Below are 18328 nucleotides of genomic sequence, written 5' to 3'. Positions count from 1 at the left end.
TGACTCATCCCCTAATTCTTTGGCTTAAAGGCGGCAACATACATATTCTTGAAGTCGGTGTTGTAGACTTTCACAACGGATTTCGTTTGATAAGCTTTGATCACCTTTTTCAGCGTTGCTGAATTCTTGTCTGCAGTCCGCGAAGCGATCACGTTGATCCATGGTTTGTTGTCAGGATTTGAGAAACTGTAATCAGCAGTGTAAATTGCATCTTTGACTGGATCTTTACCGGCGGCTTTGACGAAGTTTGAGTTGGTGATCCCAGCAGCAACGTCAGGCAATAAGTTCATGATCTTGGCTGGGTCTTGTTGAACGATTTGTAACTTCAACTTGTTTTGAGTGATGTCTTTGATAGCTGGCGCAAAGCCTGCTTTAGGATCGATTTTGATCAAACCGGCTTGTTCTAAGACCTTTAAAGCACGACCAGCATTGGTCACGTTGTTTGGAATCGATACTTTGTCACCTGACTTCAAGTCTTTGATCGACTTTAATTTGCTTGAGAAAATGTTCATCGGGGTCAAATAAGTGTTAGCAAGTACCGAGAACTTGTAGCCTTTTTCTTTTTCTTCTTGATTCAAAAAGGCATTATTTTGAAAAGCAACTAAGTCAAGTTCTTTGTTGTTCATGGATTCATTGGCTAAGATCCCATCAGTAAAGCGCACCAACTTGATTTTAATGTGGTCGCCTTTCAAGTTAGTTTGGACTTGCTTCCAGATCTTATCATCGGTGGTGCCAATGACGCCGACTTTCACTACTTTATCCGCTGTGGCAGTACTTTTTGATCCACAACCAGATAACCCCACTGCTAATGCCAGTAATGCCAAGCCTGATAACAAGCCGGCCCAAAATTTTTTCTTCATATTTTTCACTCCTGATTTAATGTTGAGTTTGTTTGCTGATCAAAGTCCCAATAATCTGCATGATGGACACGATCACCAATAGGACAAGGACACAAGCAATGGTCGCATCTTGTTGATTTTGTTGATAGCCATATTGAATCGCAAAATCCCCGATACCCCCGCCGCCAACGACACCAACGATCGCCGTCAAGCCGACTAATGAAATTAAGGTGATGGTGGTCACTCGGGTAATGCTTGCGATACTTTCTTTCAAATATACGGCGTGAATAATTTGCCATACCGACAAGCCCATCACTTGACCTGATTCCACTAAACCGGGATCTAATTCATTTAACGCCGATTCGATTTGCCGCGAGAAAAATGGGGTGATCCCGACGATCAATGGGAAAATCGTCCCTTTGACCCCGATTGCCGTCCCTGCAATGATCCGCGTCAACGGAATCAACGCCGCGATCAAAATAATAAACGGGATCGACCGAAAGAAATTGATCAATTTATCAAATAATTGCCAAACCACCACATTTTCAGCGATGCCACCACGCTGTGTCACGACTAATAACACGCCGATGGCCAAGCTGATCACAAAGCTGACGATGCCAGTAATCACCAACATCTCTAGGGTTTGAATAATGGCAGTGCCGAATGCATCGCTGGACGCCACAACATTAGGAAAGAATTGTTCAAGCATGCTTCAACACCTCCAAACGAATTTTTTGTGCTTTAAGATACGCTAAACTTTGATCAACCGCTTGCTGGTCGCCATCTAAAATAATGACTAACCCGCCTAAAGGTTTTTGCTGCAAGATCTTGATATCACCGACGATGATATTGGCATTCACTTGAAATTGCCGCGAAATATAAGAGATCAGTGGTTCAATGGCGGTACTGTTGACGTAAGTGATCTTGATCAATTGCTGGTGTCCGCTAAGCGTCAACAAGTCCGAATCCACGACTTCTTGCGGCAGATCTAATTTAGAGGTGGTGGCAATGAACTTTTTGGTCAATGGCTGTTGAGGATCAGAGAATAAGTTGTACACATTCCCGGATTCAACGATTTGACCTTGATCAAGCACGGCCACGCCTTGGCACAAGTCTTCGATCACTTGCATTTCATGCGTCACAACCACCACTGTGATGCCAAGTTCCGCGTTGAGCTGGCGGATCAACTGTAAAATATCAGCAGTGGTTTGCGGATCCAGTGCACTGGTCGCTTCATCACATAACAACACTTCTGGATCTGACACTAACGCGCGAGCGATCGCCACCCGCTGCTTTTGACCACCAGATAACGTTGCCGGATACACATCTGCTTTATCTGGTAAACCAACTAACTCAAGTAAATGCGTGACTTTGGTGCGGATCGTCGCTTGATCTAATCCGGAGAAGCGGATCGGCAAGGCGACATTTTCAAAAACAGTACGTGACGGCATTAAATTGAATTGTTGAAAAATCATCCCGATTTTGCGGCGCAGGTCACGGAGTTTCTGATGATCTAGACTACCAACTGCCACGCCTTTAACTAAGACTTCTCCGCTGGTCGGGGTTTCAATGCCGTTGATCAAGCGGATCAACGTCGACTTCCCTGCACCGGAATAGCCGATGATCCCGAAGATGCTGCCGGCTTCGATGGCCAGATCGACGTCTTTTAACACCGTCAGTTGCTGATGATCGGCGCGGGTGAATTGTTTGTTCACATGATTAAATTGAATAATAGTGCCCATATTCGCCCTCCTAAACTTGACGAAACCGTTGCAATACGGTTTTTAACACGGCTAGCGGTTGCGTTAAACTGATCCGCACATAGTTTTGACCTTCAGCGCCAAAGCCAATGCCAGGCGCCACCACCACTTGTGCTTGTTTCAGCAACAATTGCGTAAAGGCTTCACCACTTAAACCATTGGGTGCTTTGATCCAGACATAAAAGGCGCCTTGTGGTAAGACATATTGCCAACCGATTTCATCAAGGCCTGCACATACCGCATCGCGACGCTTTTGATAAGTGTCACGAATTTCCGCAACTGATGATTGATCCCCATTTAAACCGACGATCGCGGCATCTTGCACGGCCCCATAAATCGTACTGTACGTGTGCTCATGGTAAGCTTTTAACGCCGCCATCGCACTGGCATTACCTAAGGTGTAGCCCACGCGCCAGCCCGCCATGTTGTAAGTTTTGGACAAGGTGTTCAACTCAATGGCCACATCTAATGCGCCTGGTTGCGCAAGTAAACTGATCGGCGCTTCATCAAAACCGATCGCCGCATAGGCAAAGTCGTTAACCACCAGTATTTGATGTTGACGACCAAAGGTGATCGCTTGTTGGAAAAATGCCGTTGTCGCCGTTGCACCAGTGGGATTATTCGGATAGTTCAATAACAAGATCCGCGCTTTTGCCAACACGTCAGCTGGCACTGAATCAAGGTCTGGCAGAAAGTGATTGCCTTCATTGATCGGCAACTGATATAACTTTCCGCCAGCTTGCGCGACTGTTGCATAATATTCGGGATAACAAGGATCTGTGGTGATCACATACTCCCCAGGATTTAAAAAGACTTGCGGCAATGCCGATAAACTAATGCATGACCCATTCGTTGCTAAGATCTGCGTGTCAGGATCAACCGCCACCCCGTATAGTCGTTGATAATATGCAGCGATGGCTTGGCGTAAGCTTGCTTTGCCAGCGACATCAGTGTAGCGACCATTTTCAAATTCAGTGCTGGCCTGATTTAACGCGTTAACGATTGCTTTTGGGGTGCGTAAATCAGGATTACCTTTAGTTAAGTCGATGACGTTTGCATGATCTGGGAGACTCGCCACCACTTGGTCGAGTTTGGCAAAGAAGTTTTTCGGGACTGAAGCGATACGAGTTGCTGGGTGAAATTCCATTGTTCTTTGCCTCCTTCAATTTATAAGTAGTGCATCCCACCATCGACTTGAATCGATTGACCAGTGGTGTAGCCGCCATCAGGTCCCACTAAAAATGACACTAAGTTGGCAACATCTTCAGGGGTGCCTTCACGACCTAAACCAATTTCCGTCAAGCAGTTGGCTTGTTGTTGCGGCACCGTTAACCCTTTGATCGCAGCGGTTTTCTTGTCGATGCCATCGCGCAATGGGGTGCGCACGATACCTGGGTTATATGCATTGACGGTGATTTGATCTTTCGCTAATTCTTTAGCCGCCGATTGCGTTAAGCCTCGGATCCCAAATTTAGAAGCAGAATAAGCACTTTGCAAAGCTGAAGCTTCAACCCCAGCCAGTGAAGCGGCATTGACGATCCGACCACCATGACCTTGCGCTAAAAAGCGCGTCGCAGCAGCTTGAATGCCCCAATAAGTCCCCAGCAAATTGACTGAGATCAAATGTTCAACTAGCTTTGGATCAGAATCAACAAATTTATCAATGAAGGCTTCACCGGCATTGTTGATAAACACAGCTAAATCACCAAAATCTTCAACTGCTTGATCAACTAATGCAAACACAGCATCGCGATCAGCGACATCTAAGTGATAAGCCTTCACAGGATATCCTTGCGCTGCTAAATCTGCAGTGACCGCATCCACGGTTTCGGCGTTAATATCTGCTAAAGCAATGGCAAAGCCATCTTTAGCTAAGCGACGGGCGATCCCTTCGCCGATGCCTTGTCCGGCACCAGTGACAATTGCTAAGTTTTGAGTCATGTTGTTTTCCTCCAAATTAAATTTCGTGGCGAACGAACGGATCGTCGCTAATGCCTTCTGCTAGAATTTTCTTGGCCCATTCTTTGGCGGAAAATAAGGAATGGTCGCGGTAATTGCCACAAGAATAAATGTCAGTGCCTTGGACATCGTCCCAAGTGATTTTGTCAGCAATATCTTGCAAAGCCGCTTTCAATGCAGTCGCGACTTCTGTGGTGCTGTGTTGCCCCCAAGTGATCAAATGAAAACCGGTACGACAACCGAATGGGGAACAATCGATCACCCCAGTCAAGCGATCACGCAACAACCCAGCAAGTAAATGTTCGATGGTGTGTAACCCGGCAGTTGGGATCGCATTAACGTTTGGTTGTACCAGACGTAAATCGTAATTTGAGATCAAATCGCCAATTTGGCCGTGTTCTTCAGTGATCAAGCGGACATATGGGGCTTTGACTTTCGTATGATCTAAGGTGAAACTTTCAACTTTTGCCATAATTAAGACTCCTTTTGATTTTCTGGAAAAATGATTTCAGCAATTTCGCTGAGATATTTGGCATCGACATCATCAAATGTATCCAACTTGGGACTATCGAGATCTAACACGCCCCAGAAGCTTCCGTGGCGAAACACTGGGACCACGACTTCTGAGCGGGAAGCACTGTCACAAGCGATGTGGCCGACGAATTGATCAACATCTGGCACAACTTCTGGTTTTTGGGTCGCCGCGACAGTGCCACACACCCCGCGACCTACTGGAATATGCATACAAGCAGGCTTACCTTGGAAAGGCCCAAGGATCAACTCGCCATCAACGAAGCGATAATACGTGGTCCCATTCAGGTCTGGCAATTCGTGAAAGACTAACGAAACAAGATTTGCCATATTCGCAACAAGGTCGAATTCACCCGCTAATAAGCTTTGTGCTTGTTGGACCAACAAGTCATAACGTTTAGATTTTTCAGTCATAGGTAACTCCTTTAAAGAACAAAAAAACACTTCCGCTCTTTGATCATTGATCAAAGGGCGAAAGTGTTTTTCCGCGGTACCACCTTTATTCGCAAATTCCTCACGAATTTGCGCGCTTCGGGTACAACAATTCGTCAGGGATTCGGAACTTACTGAGTCAGTGCATACCTTAACTCGATATCGGGAGTACCCGTAGTCGCCTCACTTACGCTCGACGCCTAAACGATTTTCAAGACCATCTTCAATCCCTTGCCGTTATCGCTTTACACCACCCAGCGACTCTCTTTAAACCGCGCCTGACTTACTCATCTTGTCGTTTGCATATATTAATTGTTTTTGATTATGCGTCGCACAAGCCAATTCGTCAACCCCTAAATTAAAAAAAGTTCATCAAAACAACACGATTATTTAATTTATTCATCACGCTTTGCCAACAAAAAAGCGCCGTCTACCTATGAGGTAACCGAGCGCCTTCAATAACTCGTATGATGCAATTAAATAACAAAAATTAATTTGCCAGCAACGCCTGTAACATTCTCCCAACCCCTGCATGATCGTGATTATCCACCACCGTATTGGCAACTTGTTTCACTTCAGGGATCGCATTGCTCATGGCGACACCGTAACCGACCCCTTCAATCATCGCAAGGTCATTTTCATAATCACCAAAGGCAACGAAATCTTGAACATCGGTGTGCCAAGTCGCCGCTAAAGCCTTTAAACCGGATAATTTGTTCACGCCAAGGTTGGTGATCTCTAAGAAATTCGCTGACGCCCACACCATCGATACCGGTTCATGCACCAATTGGTCATGGATCTTCACCAATACCGCATGATCAGGATGATTGAAGCCGACTTTGTACACCTCGTCGGTGGCTAACAACTTCAACATCCGCGCTGACGTCTTAAATAAATGGTTATACCCTTTGCCATGCATCAAAAATGCGGCATGCCACATCAAATTGTTGGTCACATCATAGCGAAACACGCCTTTTTTGCGGTATAACATCAAATTGGTGTGGCCGGCAACAGCAAGTTGGAATAGCTGGGTGATGCGGTCATGAGCAATCGCACTGGCAACCAACGTTTGACCACGCTCATCTTCGACATAAGCACCATTTAAACAAACTTTAGCACCAGTCACTCCGACTTTCGTCATCACTTGACCGATCGCTGGGGCTTGCCGGCCAGACGCCACGACAAAATGGATCCCGGCGTTAACCGCAGCGCGAACCATTTTCGTATTTAACGCGGCAATCGTCATGCCGTGATGCATGAAGGTACTATCGAGATCAGTGGCAATCGCTTGAATCATGAAAGCTCCTTAAGCGTGGTCAAAGTCTAATCCAGGATCGGCACTGAGATCAAGGCTGCCGAATTGTTTCTTCGCTAAAGCCACATGCGCCGCAGCGCCGATCATTGCGGCATTATCCCCACATAAACGCAGTGGCGGGACGATCAAGTCGATATCGGTGTTGGCGAGTTCTTTGGTCAACCGTTCTTTCAACCCAAGGTTAGCGGCAACACCGCCAGCAACGACAAGTTGTGAAACGGGATGATCATGCAAAGCACGCAAGGTTTTATGAGTCAACACATCAACCACTGCCGCTTGAAAACTCGTCGCTAAGTCTTCGCGGCTCAAGGTTTCATGAATTTGATCCGCATGGTGCACCGTGTTGATGAACGCGGACTTTAACCCAGAGAAACTGAAGTCGAGATCTTCAGAATCATCCATGGCTCGTGGGAAGTTGAAGGTATCTTGACCTAAATGTGCTAAGCGATCAACTTCTTTGCCGGCAGGATAGTTGATGCCTAAGACGCGGCCAATTTTATCATAAGCTTCACCAGCAGCGTCATCGCGGGTATCGCCGATGATCTTAAAGTCTCCGGCGGATTGCATGTACACTAATTCGGTATGCCCACCGGAAACCACTAACGCTAACAAAGGATAAACTAGTGGCTTCACCAATTGCGCTGCATAAATATGGCCGGCGATGTGATTGATCGGGAGCAATGGTAAGTTATGCGCAAAAGCCACCGTTTTAGCGGCAGTGACACCGATCAATAACGATCCGATCAACCCTGGACCGTAAGTCACTGCCACGGCATCAAGGTCTTCATAAGTGACTTTTGCTTCTTTCATCGCCAAGTCGATCACTTCAGTAATTTGCTCAACGTGATGGCGACTGGCCACTTCTGGTACCACGCCACCAAAGCGCTTATGCGAGTTGATTTGGGTGGCAATGATGTTGCTTAAAATCGTGTCGCCATTTTTAATGACAGCGACACTTGTTTCATCGCAACTACTTTCAAAGGCTAAAATCAATTCCGGTTGACTCAAGATGTTCTCCTTATTCCTCATTCAACTGCCGCCACATATCCATGGCGTCTTCATGATGGGCGACATAATACCCTTTTTTAATGCGGCCATCGTGAAATCCTAACTCGTGATATAACGCTTGGGCGATGGCATTGTCGGTGCGGACTTCAAGGGTCAGTTGATCACTGCCAAAATCTCTAGCTTTGGCGATCATCCACAACATTAAATAACGTCCCAACCCTTGATGTTGCAAATTCGGGTCCACCGCAATATTGGTGACATGGGCTTCGTTTTTGGCAAAGGTGCATCCGACAAACGCGACAACAATACCATCATTCGGCAACGCCAACACCAAATACAAACTGTGTTGCCGCTTGTGTAACTCTGATAAAAAGGCCACCCGATCCCAAGGCGTATCATTGTATACGGCCCGTTCGATTGCCAACGCCGCATCGATGTCACTGTTAGTCATCCGCCGCAATGTGAACTCGCGGTTGTGGATCAGCGCTTTTTCTTCAGTAAACGCCAAGCTCTCTGGGGGATTGTTTTCAAACCAGTCTTTAAACTTTCTCAACATAAGGCTCATGTCCTTCATCTGAATGGGTCTTTAACCAGTTACGTTCGGCTTCGGTGACGCGCAAATACGTTGGGACAAAATCAAATACAGACACCGGCTTGGCGTGCATCCCCAGCAAGGCGATGCGACTCGCCCGAGGATAGGCGCGCAAAGGATCGGCAAGATTTGCTTTAGCGCCTAGCGTTGCGCGGATCTCTTCAGCAAATTTCTCAACGTCTGCACCGACAAACACGGCTGGTTGGCGCAACACGCGAACTTCTTCAAGTAATTGCGTCAGCGGCAAATGCGAATCTTCCACGACATTGATCAATTCACCGTTCACCCATTGATACACACCGGCGAATACATTTTGACGGCGGGCATCCATCAATGGCACGATCAACGCTTCAGTGTCGGTGACCCCAGCTGCCAATGCCGCTAAGCTAGACACCCCGACGAGTTCTTTGTTTAGCGTATACGCCAACGTCTTACCAGTAGTAACGGCGATGCGGATACCAGTATAAGAACCTGGACCCTCGGCAACGATAATGCGGTCAATTTGATCGACAGTCAAGTCGGATTGTTTCAGTAAGTTTTGAATCGTTGGCAGCAGTTGTTCGCTGTGCGTTTTTTTGTGATTGATCGTCGTTTCGGCTAAAAGCGTTTGGTCGTGCATTACCGCGACGCTCATGGTTTGATTGGACGTATCAAGAGCTAATAAATACATGTCTGCCTCCGAGTGATTTTATTGTGCTATTATAACATTTTTCAGCAAACTTGCGCGGAATGGGAAAATCTGTGATCTCCAGCATTAGGCATCACGACGGTGAACGAGATCAGCTGCCGCTGCGGCTAGCGGCCAGAACGCCTTATTTCGTTGTTCTCAGGTACCGATGACTTAGTGATTTGCAATTGAGACGGAAGCTGGTTGGTGCGACGTGGTGAGAATCCTGTTAGCGACTTGTCGCTTATAGGATTCCGCAAGGGAAGATCCGGCTGGTGACGAGCGTAGCGAGACATCCAGACTAGCTTCCCTGAGGACCCTCTCCACGTCGCGCCAACCAGCTGGAGTCCCAATTGTAAACCACGTATAACAAAAAAAGCCGTCTGTCGACGACTTTCAGAAACTTTATAACGTTGGTTTCACACGCGAGACGCCTTTAAGCACGGCGTAAGACACAGCCACTTGAATCGGGTAAACGATCGCGTCTTTGATCAACCGCACGACGATGATCCCTTGCCAAGGAGTCCCCATCATTTGCAGCCACAAGGTGTTCATCAACACATTGCATAACAAGGTCACGGCTAACACTGCCAAGGCCACACGCCACAACCGCACTGGCTTTTGGTAGAAAAACAACCCGTAAATGATCGCCGCAGTGATCGCGGTAAGCGTAAAGCCTAAGAAATTGACCCCTGGTGAAAAGATCAACACGTTGATTTGATCACATAATGCCGCACCGACAGCTGCGATCCATGGTCCCAGGTAGTAAGCCATGATGATCGTGGCAATAAAGGCAGGGCCAAGTTTGACAAAACTAGTTCCGAAACTAAAGCGGCGTAACACCAGATCCATGGCCATAAACATTGCTAAGCTGACCCAGGTTTTGGTGGTGAGCTTAGGCGTTCTAAATGATAATTGCATAACAGACTATCCCCTTTGGTGGAGACGCCGCAATTGACACAGGAGGCGCGCACCCCTGACATCAACGTATTTGGCGAATGCGAACTTGTTACCGCAGCAATTGCTTTCGTCTAGTGTTCACATTCCGTTCCACTAGCACTTAACGCAACAAGTTCTACTCCTTAGATTTTTGTAGTACGCTATCCATCATAACCCGTACGTTTTAAAATACAATAGCAAAGTTATCCGACATTCTTGGCAAAAAGTGGGATAAATATTTTTAATACGTTCGGAAATGTTTATATTTAAAATATCGCACGATGATTTATTCCGTTAAAATTTAAATAAAATCACATTTTATGAGAGCCACGTTAAATCTCTCACACGAAATTATTTTAACTTTGCTACTGCCAGCAACATTGAATTTAACTATCGCGGCGTATAGTAGCCATTAGTAACCAAACCGCAATACCGCTTTCGCTTGCGAAAGCTTCCCTTAAATAACACTTCCAGCTGCGAAGTGTTTTTTTATACCGCAAATTCTGATACACTTATTTTTTGAAAGAAGGGATCGTATGACCCATATTTTAGCCTTGCATACTGGTGGCACCATCGCAATGAGCCAAGATGAAAATGGCGACGTTTCGCCTAACGCTGAAAATCCTTTGTTAGGACTACAAGATTTAGTCGGCCAAGACATTGAAGTCACCTCTGAAGATTTCTTCAACTTGCCATCCCCACACATGACGCCGCAACGAATGCTTGAATTGTCTAAACGGATCCGCCAAGCAGAAGCTAATGGCATCGACGGCATCGTGGTGACCCATGGTACCGATACCTTAGAAGAAACCGCCTATTTCTTAGACTTGACGCTTGATGCCACGATCCCAGTCGTCGTCACCGGTGCAATGCGCTCGAGCAATGAAGTCGGCGCTGATGGCAGCTACAACTATGTGTCTGCGATCCGCACTGCCGCCACCCCTGCTGCCCGCAACAAAGGCTGCTTAGTGGTGATGAATGATGAAATTCACACTGCACGCTTCGTCACCAAAACGCACACCACCAATGTTGCGACGTTCCGCACCCCAACCTTTGGGCCGATCGGTTTAGTCACCAAAGCTGGCGTGCGCTTTTTCCAAGAGTTGATCAATCAAGTGGCTTTGCCGATCGATGAACTCCAAGCCCCAGTGTTCTTATTGAAAGCTTATGCCGGCATGGACAGCACGTTATTTGATGCACTGCCCGACGACACCAAAGGCCTCGTGATCGAAGCGCTTGGTGCTGGGAACTTACCGCCAGAAACGCTACCAGGGTTGCAACGCCTGTTAGATCGCAACATTCCTGTGGTGTTAGTGTCGCGGTGTTTCAACGGGGTCGCTGAAGGCTTCTATGATTATCAAGGTGGCGGTGCGCAACTTGCAAAAATGGGCGTCACCTTCTGCCAAGGCCTCAACGGTCAAAAAGCCCGGATCAAATTGATCGTCGGCGTTTCTGCTGGCAAAACTGGAAAGGAGCTCGCGAAGTATGTCGACAACGCGATCTCTTGATTTAAACGGCTTATATCATGAATTAGTCGATTTACTCGGTCCCAGTGGCTGGTGGCCGGCAGATTCAAAATTTGAAATTCTCGTCGGTGCCATCTTAGTTCAAAACACCAACTGGCAAAATGTGGATAAATCGCTGGATAACTTACGCCACGCCACAAACTTTGACCCACAAGCCATCGCCGACCTTTCGATCGATGCCTTACAAACTTTGATCCGTCCCAGCGGTTTCTACCGCAATAAAAGTCGCACGATCAATGGGTTATTCAGTTGGTTGGCACATGCAAACTTTGATTTAGACGCCGTCGCCGCCACTGACCCTCAGCGTTTGCGACAACAACTCCTCGCCCTTCCTGGCATAGGTGAAGAAACCGCCGACGCGATGCGGTTATATGTGTTTGATCAACCGACCTTTATCGCTGACAATTACTGTCGCCGCTTATTCAGTTGGTTAGGACAAGACTTTCAAACGTATGCCAAACTCAAAGTTCACACTCACGAAGTTGACGGTTGGGACTTGATCGACGCCCAAGAGTTTCACGGGTTGATCGATAATTTCGGAAAAACCGTGAAGACTCCCGAAGATTTTGCCCAAAGTCCGCTTGCACAATTCACCTTAACATTGAAATAGCCGCCGCAAATTTGCGACGACTATTTTTTAGTTTAAGCTGAAAGTCATTTTGACCGGATTGTGGTCGGAATACTTAAAATCAGTATCCACCACTTGTACCTGATGAACCTGAACATTCGGTGAGACGATGAACCCGTCGATCAAAGTTTTAAAGCTTTTTGCCGGATCCCAAGGTTTGTCTAAGCCGCGTGCTGATGGAATTGCCGCTGCCGCAAGTCCTGTCGTTGGTTGTGTAAACCCTGCTGGCAACTGATCCACTGGAAAAGGATGCGTCCAAGTCTGCGGTTTTGCACTAGTGTGGAAAACTTTAGGTGCATTGGGGATAACGCGGTGATTATAATCCCCGCCGACGATCACATAATCGCCTTGGGCATAACTTTTGGCAATGGCTTTGAACAATTTGGCAAATTGTGCTTCTTGCACCGCATGATTTGGTGTGAATGCTGATAAGTGAATGTTCACCAACACTAACGACTTGCCATTAGCGACTGCCACGCGACTCATGGAAAAGGCGCGATCGAGATCCATCAACTTATTATAATCAGTATCCACAGGCAACGAATACCGCCGGGCACTAGTGATCGGCGCCTTCGCCAAGGTCACTAACCCAGACTTCGCAGCGCCGATCGGTTGGTTAAATGGATAAAACAAGTACGCTGAATCGTAGTTTTGCGCAAACACCCTGGAATACGCAGGCATTCCTGCCGCCAGCTTCGTCACTTCATTGACATGTTGCGAGCGGTCACCATCGACATCGACTTCTTGATAAAACGCAATGTCTGGCGCCACCAAATGAGTGGTTTTCACCACCCCAGCTAAACTTTTATCCACAGCTTGGGGACTATACGCGCGCGAATACTTACCCCCGTCCATAAAAAAGCTGTAACTTTGGGGATAACTGCCATACCCGATGTTGTAAGACATCGCAGTATACTCGCGATCAGTGGACAACTTAGCTTGTCGGGCATGCGCAACTTTTAGCGGCAAGTCGTCGGCCTCGCGGTGATAACTCGCAAACAAATAGCCCACGTACCCGCCTGCGACTAGCACCACGCCACCGACCCCGATACCTAAAGCTTTGACCCATTTTTTCATCACGCACCTCCGCGTTTATTGTCACAAAAAGCTGGGAACTTATCCCCTGTGGACAAGTTCTCAGCTTAAAAGTTATGCACCGGTGAATATCGCAGTACTCAAATAATATACCCCAGCGACGCCGATAAATCCGTAAACGATTCGCGTGATCATCGCGACATTCAAGTGATCGACGATGCGATTGGCAATGATCGTCCCGATCACCGCACCGATCATCCCCACTACAACATATTTCATGTCTGCAAAGCTCAACACATGGTTGGCAAAGCGCACAGTGGTGACGTAAAAAGTATCGATCAAGAAAAAGGTTTGAATGCTAACAAGATATTCTTCTTTAGATTTGGCTAGCGTTAAGAAGTACAGCGCCATCAGCGGTCCGCCGATGCCAAACAACCCGTTGAAAAACCCTGAGATGATCATAAACCCAACGCTCACCAACAACGGAATCCGTTTATTTCCAGCGGCACGGTTGAAGGTGAAATACAAACATAACACGATCAACAAACACCCAAGCAATCCTTTGAGAAAATGGGTCGGCAAGATCTGTCCCAGATGCACCGACCACGTCGCCACACTCGCATACACGAGAAACGGGATCGGTAGCCGCCGCCATTGCAACGCATGACGATAGCGCCACACCAACACCACTTCGGCGATCAACATCGTTAGCGTTGAGACCCCAGCGCTTTGCCCGATCGGCAAAAGCGTCGGCAAGAAGATCATCAACATGATCCCAGAACCAAACCCGGTGACCCCTTGCACCAAACTGGCAAGCACTGCGGCAAACAGCACCACGAAGATCCAACTCATCGCTTGCGCCACGTCATTTCTGCTTCAGCGTTAATCACGCCGTCAGTCACGACTTGATGATAGGTGTTGAGGCCTTCGATTTGCACTTGGGCACTTGGCGTCGCATCAACTGGCAACTCTTTGGCATATTTAATTTTCATGCTGGCAAGTTCATGCGTTGACAAGAAGTCGGCACCAAGGGAGTCTTCCATCCATTCAAAATAATGCACATTGTTCACATGACCATTAGGATCGATATCAAAATACCGCACGGGATACTCCCGCGTGCGATCGACGCGATCAATTTTGGTGAGACGCTTGAAACGTTCAACATGCGTCGAGTATGGGGCACCGACTTTTTCAACTAAGTCTTTGACCACTGGCACCACTTTACGAGCGTTTAAGTCCATCATCACCCAAGCACCGCGCATCGTTGCTAAGTGCTCGCCATCAGGAGTTTCTAACCAGTAATCGCGGTAGCACATCAACTTATTGTAGCTGGTGGCTTCTGTCCCTAAAATCACCGGCACTTCGACTTTAGGCATCCGTTTAACGTCGAGTTCATATTGGGTGATCACCCAACCGATCCCGCGCGACAATACTTGCGTCATCCCGGCACCGACTTGGTCGAGTTGATGTTCAGACCCCATCAACATCGCATTGACTAACGTCGCTAAGCTGGCAGTCCCTTTTTGCGTCGCCATGAAAAATGGGATCGTGTAAGGTTCGGTGTACTTCATTCAGCGTCCTCCAATCCGTGATAAGCGTTGTAAACTTGTTGCCGGTTCAAGCCGTTAGTCTTGGCGACTGCTTTGATCGCAGCATTCGGTTTGTCGCCGCCGTCGATCAATGCTTGGACTTGTTCAACTAATGGCACGTCTGATACGACCGGCTCTTGAGGCGTTGCGCCTTGCACCATGATCACAAATTCCCCACGGGCAGATTCAATGGCCCAGTCGATCAACTCAGACAAACTGCCACGAATAAATTCTTCATGAAGCTTCGTCAACTCGCGAGCAAGCACCGCTTGGCGATCACCAAAAATCGCCTGGATCGCAGTTAAGGTCTTCGCCACGCGATAAGGGGATTCATAGAAAATCACCGTTTGTTCTTGTTTGGCGAGTTTGGTGAGTTCAGCCTTTTGCACAGAAGCCTTACGTGGTAAGAAGCCGTAAAACATAAATGGTTGTGGCGCTAACCCGCTAGCGATCAAGGCTGTGGTTGCCGCATTAGCCCCAGGCAGTGGCACTACTGGTAAGTTCGCTTCAATGGCTGCGGCGACGAGTTCTTTACCAGGATCTGAAATTGACGGCATCCCCGCATCAGAGACTTGGGCAATCGATAATCCTGATTGAAGCTTCGCGATCAATTCAGGAATCCGCTGTTGGGTATTGTGTTCGTGAAATGAGATCTGCTTAGTGTCGATGTCGAAGTGATTCAACAGCTTTTGGGTGTTGCGGGTATCTTCTGCGGCGATCAAATCAACGGTTTGCAACGTTTTGACTGCGCGCACCGTCATATCATCTAAATTGCCGATCGGCGTCGGCACCAAAAAAAGCGTGCCGCTATCATGTTGGTCAAAACTGTGTTGATTTTGCATTAGCGCTCCCCGTAAATAATGTCGACACAAAACGCGCAAGGTTCATTATCGATGCGGCGTTGGCCATAGTAGTATGGGCACACATGAAAGCCTTCTTCATAAAGGTTCTCTAAGTTGAGCTTTGATTTGGACAGCTCAACAGCACCGGTAGATTTGTGATCGGCACTGGTTTGCAATTCTTGTAAATGCTCACGCAAATGCCGGTTTTCAATTTCTAGTTCGGCGTTTTTTTCGACTAATTGCGCCATATTTTGCTTCAAGCCTGCGAGTTTACTTAACATCGCTTGCGTTTGTTGTTCTAGCTCGACGAATCCGTCATAGAGATCTTTTTTCTCCATGTGCTCCCCTTCTTGTGTGAATATGATAGTTCCAGTATAGCATACGAACAGGCCTTGGCTAACCACACGTCCGCATTACAACGTGAACGACTTCAGTCGAATCACTAGATGTTTCAGCGCACCTTTGATTCAACAAAACATCCTTATCAAGATTGTTAGCAATAAAATACGATGCCCATCGACTAAAATTGTCGGTGGGCATCGTTATTGTGAATTTTAGGACGGAAGACGACATCATTTCATCGTGGCTTCGTTGAAAGCGTGTCGCAGATAAATTCAGCATATCATGACTCATCTTCAAGATTCACAATCCTAAGACCTTGTTATGCGATCCTGTCTGCAACAGTAACACCACGGTTCCAGCTTCTGTGATTTCATATTCGATCACCCAGTCGCTGGCTCGCTGACCTACATGAATCTCACGAAAGGCTTTCTTTTTCCCAGTCAACTGATGATCCCATAGACGTTCAAGCTCTGCAACGTCTTCCGTCAGCAAGACTTCAACTGAATGATCAAGCAGATCCATATTCCATCCGGCACGTTTTAATCGCTTGTACTGTTTTTTGTACGTGTGGGTAAATTCGACTGCTCTCATAGCTTATCCATCGCTGCTTTGTACGCGGCAAAATCATCAGCGTGCTCAACGCGACCTGCCTTAACGTCGGCAAGGGCATCAGCTAAGGTTGCATCTAATGGATCTGCGGCACTTGGTGTAAACGGTAACCGTTGATCATGGGCAACTTGACTGAGATAAATACTGATTCCCGTACTCATATCCATCCCCATCGCCTTAAAAGCCGTCATCGCCGCATCCTTAGTTTCTTTATCGATACGGGTTTGAACTGTGACACGCACTTCAGATTTTGGTGTTGATTTCGTCGAAGACATCTAAACGCCCCCTTTGAGTTTATAGTTTGAATTCTAGCAGATGAAATGCAGTTGTCAACATATAGCATGCATATTGCAACGTATCTACCATTTTGAGTGTAACATAAAAAAGCAGCCAAGTCCTAAGACTCAGCTGCTAACAGTTGTAAGATCAACGCTTCAGTGGCAGATTGAAACGTCACGTTTTGTCGTAGCCGCACTTGTGCAGCGAGGATCGCTTGCAAGCTTTTGGTCAACACTTTGCTGGATAACCCGGCAAGTTGCTTGACCACAGCTTCACCGACAAATGTCGATTGACTCTCAACTTCAAAATGATGATTCAGCGCATCTTCATAAACTAACGCGAGCAAGGCTAACACTTGATTTTGTTCCGGCAAAGCTTTGGCAGTGGGCAACAAGCTTGATTGCACCGACACAAACGCCGACGCATCGCGATTAGCCAGTTGCGCGGCGAGATTCAACACTGCTTGGACGCGACTTTGAAACTCAGAATCCGCGACTAAAGCTTGAGCCTGCGCAACATCTGCAGTGAGCTTCACGGCCAGCGCTGCCGACTTCTTATCGACCCCTGCAGCTTCAAGTTGTGATTGAATCGACGCCACTGGCGGTTCTGGGAAGTTAATGATCTGCGCTCGCGACAAAATCGTCGGCAACAATTGATTCTTCGCTGTCGTTGTTAAAATGATCGTCGCCCCTGCCACTGGTTCTTCGTAGAATTTCAACAAGCTGTTGGCAGCCCCTGGGGTCATTTTCTCTGCTTGCTGGATCACGAAGACACGTTGTTGGCCTTCAACCCCTGATTTCGTCAGCTCAGCTTTGAGGCCGCGGACATCATCGACTTTCAAGCTCCGCGCTTCAGTGGCGAGCACCACCACATCTGGATGGTTGTGACTTAAGATCCGCTGGCATTCAGGACATTGACCACAAGGTTGACCATTTTGGACATTTTGACAAAATAAGCGCAGTGCGATCCACTCTGCCAGCTGTGCTTTGCCAGAGCCGGCCACGCCGCTGAAGACGTATGCTTGTCCCAGTTGATTGCGGTCGATGATCGCGGCAAATTGTTTGACCAAGCTGGGCTGTAACTCTGCGATTTGCATCAGAAGCGGTGGAAGCTTTCGACAGGCAAGACAAAGACAGTCGCGCCGCCGACTTGCACTTCGATCGGATAAGCCATCGCCGAATCGCTAGTGGCATCAAGGTTTACCGGTGGGGTCATGAATTGTTCACGGGTTTGCGAGGTGTCTTTGATGATCTGCAACACTTCATCCACGCGATCATCGTCGATCCCGATCAAAAAAGTGGTGTTCCCAGATTTCAAGAAGCCGCCAGTGGTCGACAATTTCGTCGCCCGAACGTTGTTGTCGATGAATTCACTACTTAACAAATTGGCGTCTTTGTCTTGCACGATGGCCATGATCATTTTCATGATGAGTCCCC

23 protein-coding genes and 1 riboswitch are annotated in these 18328 nt (G+C 47.5%); of the genes, 2 read left to right on the top strand and 21 right to left on the bottom strand.

Features of this window, described 5'->3' with window-relative positions; translation table 11 throughout:
* Positions 1-11: 11 nt before the first annotated feature.
* The 12 genes from EKM92_RS11430 to EKM92_RS11375 all read right to left on the bottom strand — a co-directional run bounded on the left by EKM92_RS11430 (position 12) and on the right by EKM92_RS11375 (position 10024).
* Positions 12-860, bottom strand: coding sequence for a MetQ/NlpA family ABC transporter substrate-binding protein (locus EKM92_RS11430; RefSeq protein ID WP_125710901.1), 849 nt, complete (start codon positions 858-860; stop codon positions 12-14).
* 16 nt (positions 861-876) lie between these two features.
* The gene (locus EKM92_RS11425; RefSeq protein ID WP_125710899.1) at positions 877-1548 is read right to left on the bottom strand and encodes a methionine ABC transporter permease; all 672 of its coding nucleotides are present in this window, start codon (positions 1546-1548) and stop codon (positions 877-879) included.
* Positions 1541-2581, bottom strand: coding sequence for a methionine ABC transporter ATP-binding protein (locus EKM92_RS11420; RefSeq protein ID WP_191988955.1), 1041 nt, complete (start codon positions 2579-2581; stop codon positions 1541-1543). The genes EKM92_RS11425 and EKM92_RS11420 overlap by 8 nt, the downstream gene beginning before the upstream one ends.
* Positions 2582-2591: 10 nt before the next feature.
* Entirely contained in the window at positions 2592-3746 is a 1155-nt protein-coding gene (locus tag EKM92_RS11415) for an aminotransferase class I/II-fold pyridoxal phosphate-dependent enzyme (RefSeq protein WP_125710897.1), read from the bottom strand.
* Between the two features lie 20 nt (positions 3747-3766).
* Positions 3767-4540, bottom strand: a complete 774-nt coding sequence (locus EKM92_RS11410; protein ID WP_125710895.1) for an acetoin reductase — start codon at positions 4538-4540, stop codon at positions 3767-3769.
* A 16-nt stretch (positions 4541-4556) separates the two neighbouring features.
* Positions 4557-5030: an S-ribosylhomocysteine lyase gene (locus tag EKM92_RS11405; protein WP_125710893.1), complete on the bottom strand. Its 474-nt coding sequence runs from the start codon at positions 5028-5030 to the stop codon at positions 4557-4559.
* 2 nt (positions 5031-5032) lie between these two features.
* On the bottom strand, positions 5033-5503 hold the full coding sequence (locus EKM92_RS11400; protein WP_125710891.1) for a GAF domain-containing protein: 471 nt from the start codon (positions 5501-5503) through the stop codon (positions 5033-5035).
* A 508-nt stretch (positions 5504-6011) separates the two neighbouring features.
* Positions 6012-6818, bottom strand: coding sequence for an HAD family hydrolase (locus tag EKM92_RS11395; protein WP_125710889.1), 807 nt, complete (start codon positions 6816-6818; stop codon positions 6012-6014).
* A 9-nt stretch (positions 6819-6827) separates the two neighbouring features.
* Positions 6828-7844 carry a tRNA (adenosine(37)-N6)-threonylcarbamoyltransferase complex transferase subunit TsaD gene (gene tsaD, locus EKM92_RS11390; protein WP_125710887.1) on the bottom strand — a complete coding sequence of 339 codons (1017 nt, stop codon included), beginning with the start codon at positions 7842-7844 and terminating at the stop codon, positions 6828-6830.
* Between the two features lie 10 nt (positions 7845-7854).
* A complete protein-coding gene (rimI, locus tag EKM92_RS11385; protein ID WP_125710885.1) occupies positions 7855-8400 on the bottom strand; it encodes a ribosomal protein S18-alanine N-acetyltransferase in 546 nt (181 codons plus the stop codon).
* Positions 8384-9106, bottom strand: coding sequence for a tRNA (adenosine(37)-N6)-threonylcarbamoyltransferase complex dimerization subunit type 1 TsaB (gene tsaB, locus EKM92_RS11380; RefSeq protein ID WP_125710883.1), 723 nt, complete (start codon positions 9104-9106; stop codon positions 8384-8386). Before tsaB ends, rimI begins: the two co-directional genes overlap by 17 nt.
* A 402-nt stretch (positions 9107-9508) precedes the next feature.
* Positions 9509-10024, bottom strand: coding sequence for a folate family ECF transporter S component (locus tag EKM92_RS11375; RefSeq protein WP_125710880.1), 516 nt, complete (start codon positions 10022-10024; stop codon positions 9509-9511).
* 69 nt (positions 10025-10093) lie between these two features.
* Positions 10094-10188, bottom strand: a riboswitch (THF riboswitch).
* Between the two features lie 390 nt (positions 10189-10578).
* On the opposite strand from EKM92_RS11375, the gene EKM92_RS11370 reads away from it, so the two are divergent.
* Together EKM92_RS11370 and EKM92_RS11365 are read left to right on the top strand one after the other, a co-directional pair.
* On the top strand, positions 10579-11550 hold the full coding sequence (locus EKM92_RS11370; RefSeq protein ID WP_125710878.1) for an asparaginase: 972 nt from the start codon (positions 10579-10581) through the stop codon (positions 11548-11550).
* Positions 11528-12178: an endonuclease III domain-containing protein gene (locus tag EKM92_RS11365; RefSeq protein ID WP_125710876.1), complete on the top strand. Its 651-nt coding sequence runs from the start codon at positions 11528-11530 to the stop codon at positions 12176-12178. The genes EKM92_RS11370 and EKM92_RS11365 overlap by 23 nt, the downstream gene beginning before the upstream one ends.
* Before the next feature lie 27 nt (positions 12179-12205).
* Here EKM92_RS11365 and EKM92_RS11360 read toward each other — a convergent pair whose 3' ends face one another.
* The 9 genes from EKM92_RS11360 to EKM92_RS11320 form a co-directional block, all read right to left on the bottom strand.
* Positions 12206-13273: an endonuclease/exonuclease/phosphatase family protein gene (locus EKM92_RS11360; RefSeq protein WP_125710874.1), complete on the bottom strand. Its 1068-nt coding sequence runs from the start codon at positions 13271-13273 to the stop codon at positions 12206-12208.
* Between the two features lie 72 nt (positions 13274-13345).
* Positions 13346-14083, bottom strand: a complete 738-nt coding sequence (locus tag EKM92_RS11355; RefSeq protein WP_125710871.1) for a sulfite exporter TauE/SafE family protein — start codon at positions 14081-14083, stop codon at positions 13346-13348.
* Positions 14080-14802, bottom strand: coding sequence for an acyl-[acyl-carrier-protein] thioesterase (locus tag EKM92_RS11350; RefSeq protein WP_125710869.1), 723 nt, complete (start codon positions 14800-14802; stop codon positions 14080-14082). Before EKM92_RS11350 ends, EKM92_RS11355 begins: the two co-directional genes overlap by 4 nt.
* Positions 14799-15662, bottom strand: coding sequence for a 16S rRNA (cytidine(1402)-2'-O)-methyltransferase (rsmI, locus tag EKM92_RS11345; RefSeq protein WP_125710867.1), 864 nt, complete (start codon positions 15660-15662; stop codon positions 14799-14801). Before rsmI ends, EKM92_RS11350 begins: the two co-directional genes overlap by 4 nt.
* Complete coding sequence (locus tag EKM92_RS11340; RefSeq protein ID WP_125710866.1) at positions 15662-16000, bottom strand: DNA replication initiation control protein YabA; 339 nt, start codon at positions 15998-16000, stop codon at positions 15662-15664. The genes rsmI and EKM92_RS11340 overlap by 1 nt, the downstream gene beginning before the upstream one ends.
* Positions 16001-16304: 304 nt before the next feature.
* Positions 16305-16595, bottom strand: coding sequence for a type II toxin-antitoxin system RelE/ParE family toxin (locus EKM92_RS11335; protein WP_125710864.1), 291 nt, complete (start codon positions 16593-16595; stop codon positions 16305-16307).
* Entirely contained in the window at positions 16592-16888 is a 297-nt protein-coding gene (locus tag EKM92_RS11330) for a type II toxin-antitoxin system RelB/DinJ family antitoxin (protein WP_125710862.1), read from the bottom strand. Before EKM92_RS11330 ends, EKM92_RS11335 begins: the two co-directional genes overlap by 4 nt.
* Positions 16889-17010: 122 nt before the next feature.
* Positions 17011-17988, bottom strand: coding sequence for a DNA polymerase III subunit delta' (gene holB / locus EKM92_RS11325; RefSeq protein ID WP_125710860.1), 978 nt, complete (start codon positions 17986-17988; stop codon positions 17011-17013).
* On the bottom strand, positions 17988-18317 hold the full coding sequence (locus EKM92_RS11320; RefSeq protein ID WP_125710857.1) for a cyclic-di-AMP receptor: 330 nt from the start codon (positions 18315-18317) through the stop codon (positions 17988-17990). The genes holB and EKM92_RS11320 overlap by 1 nt, the downstream gene beginning before the upstream one ends.
* Between the last annotated feature and the right edge of the window lie 11 nt (positions 18318-18328).

This window comes from Lacticaseibacillus porcinae (genome assembly GCF_003946305.1).
GTDB lineage: Bacteria > Bacillota > Bacilli > Lactobacillales > Lactobacillaceae > Lacticaseibacillus > Lacticaseibacillus porcinae.
Note: the sequence above shows the minus strand (reverse complement) of the source record. Positions and strands in the feature narration are given on the sequence as shown.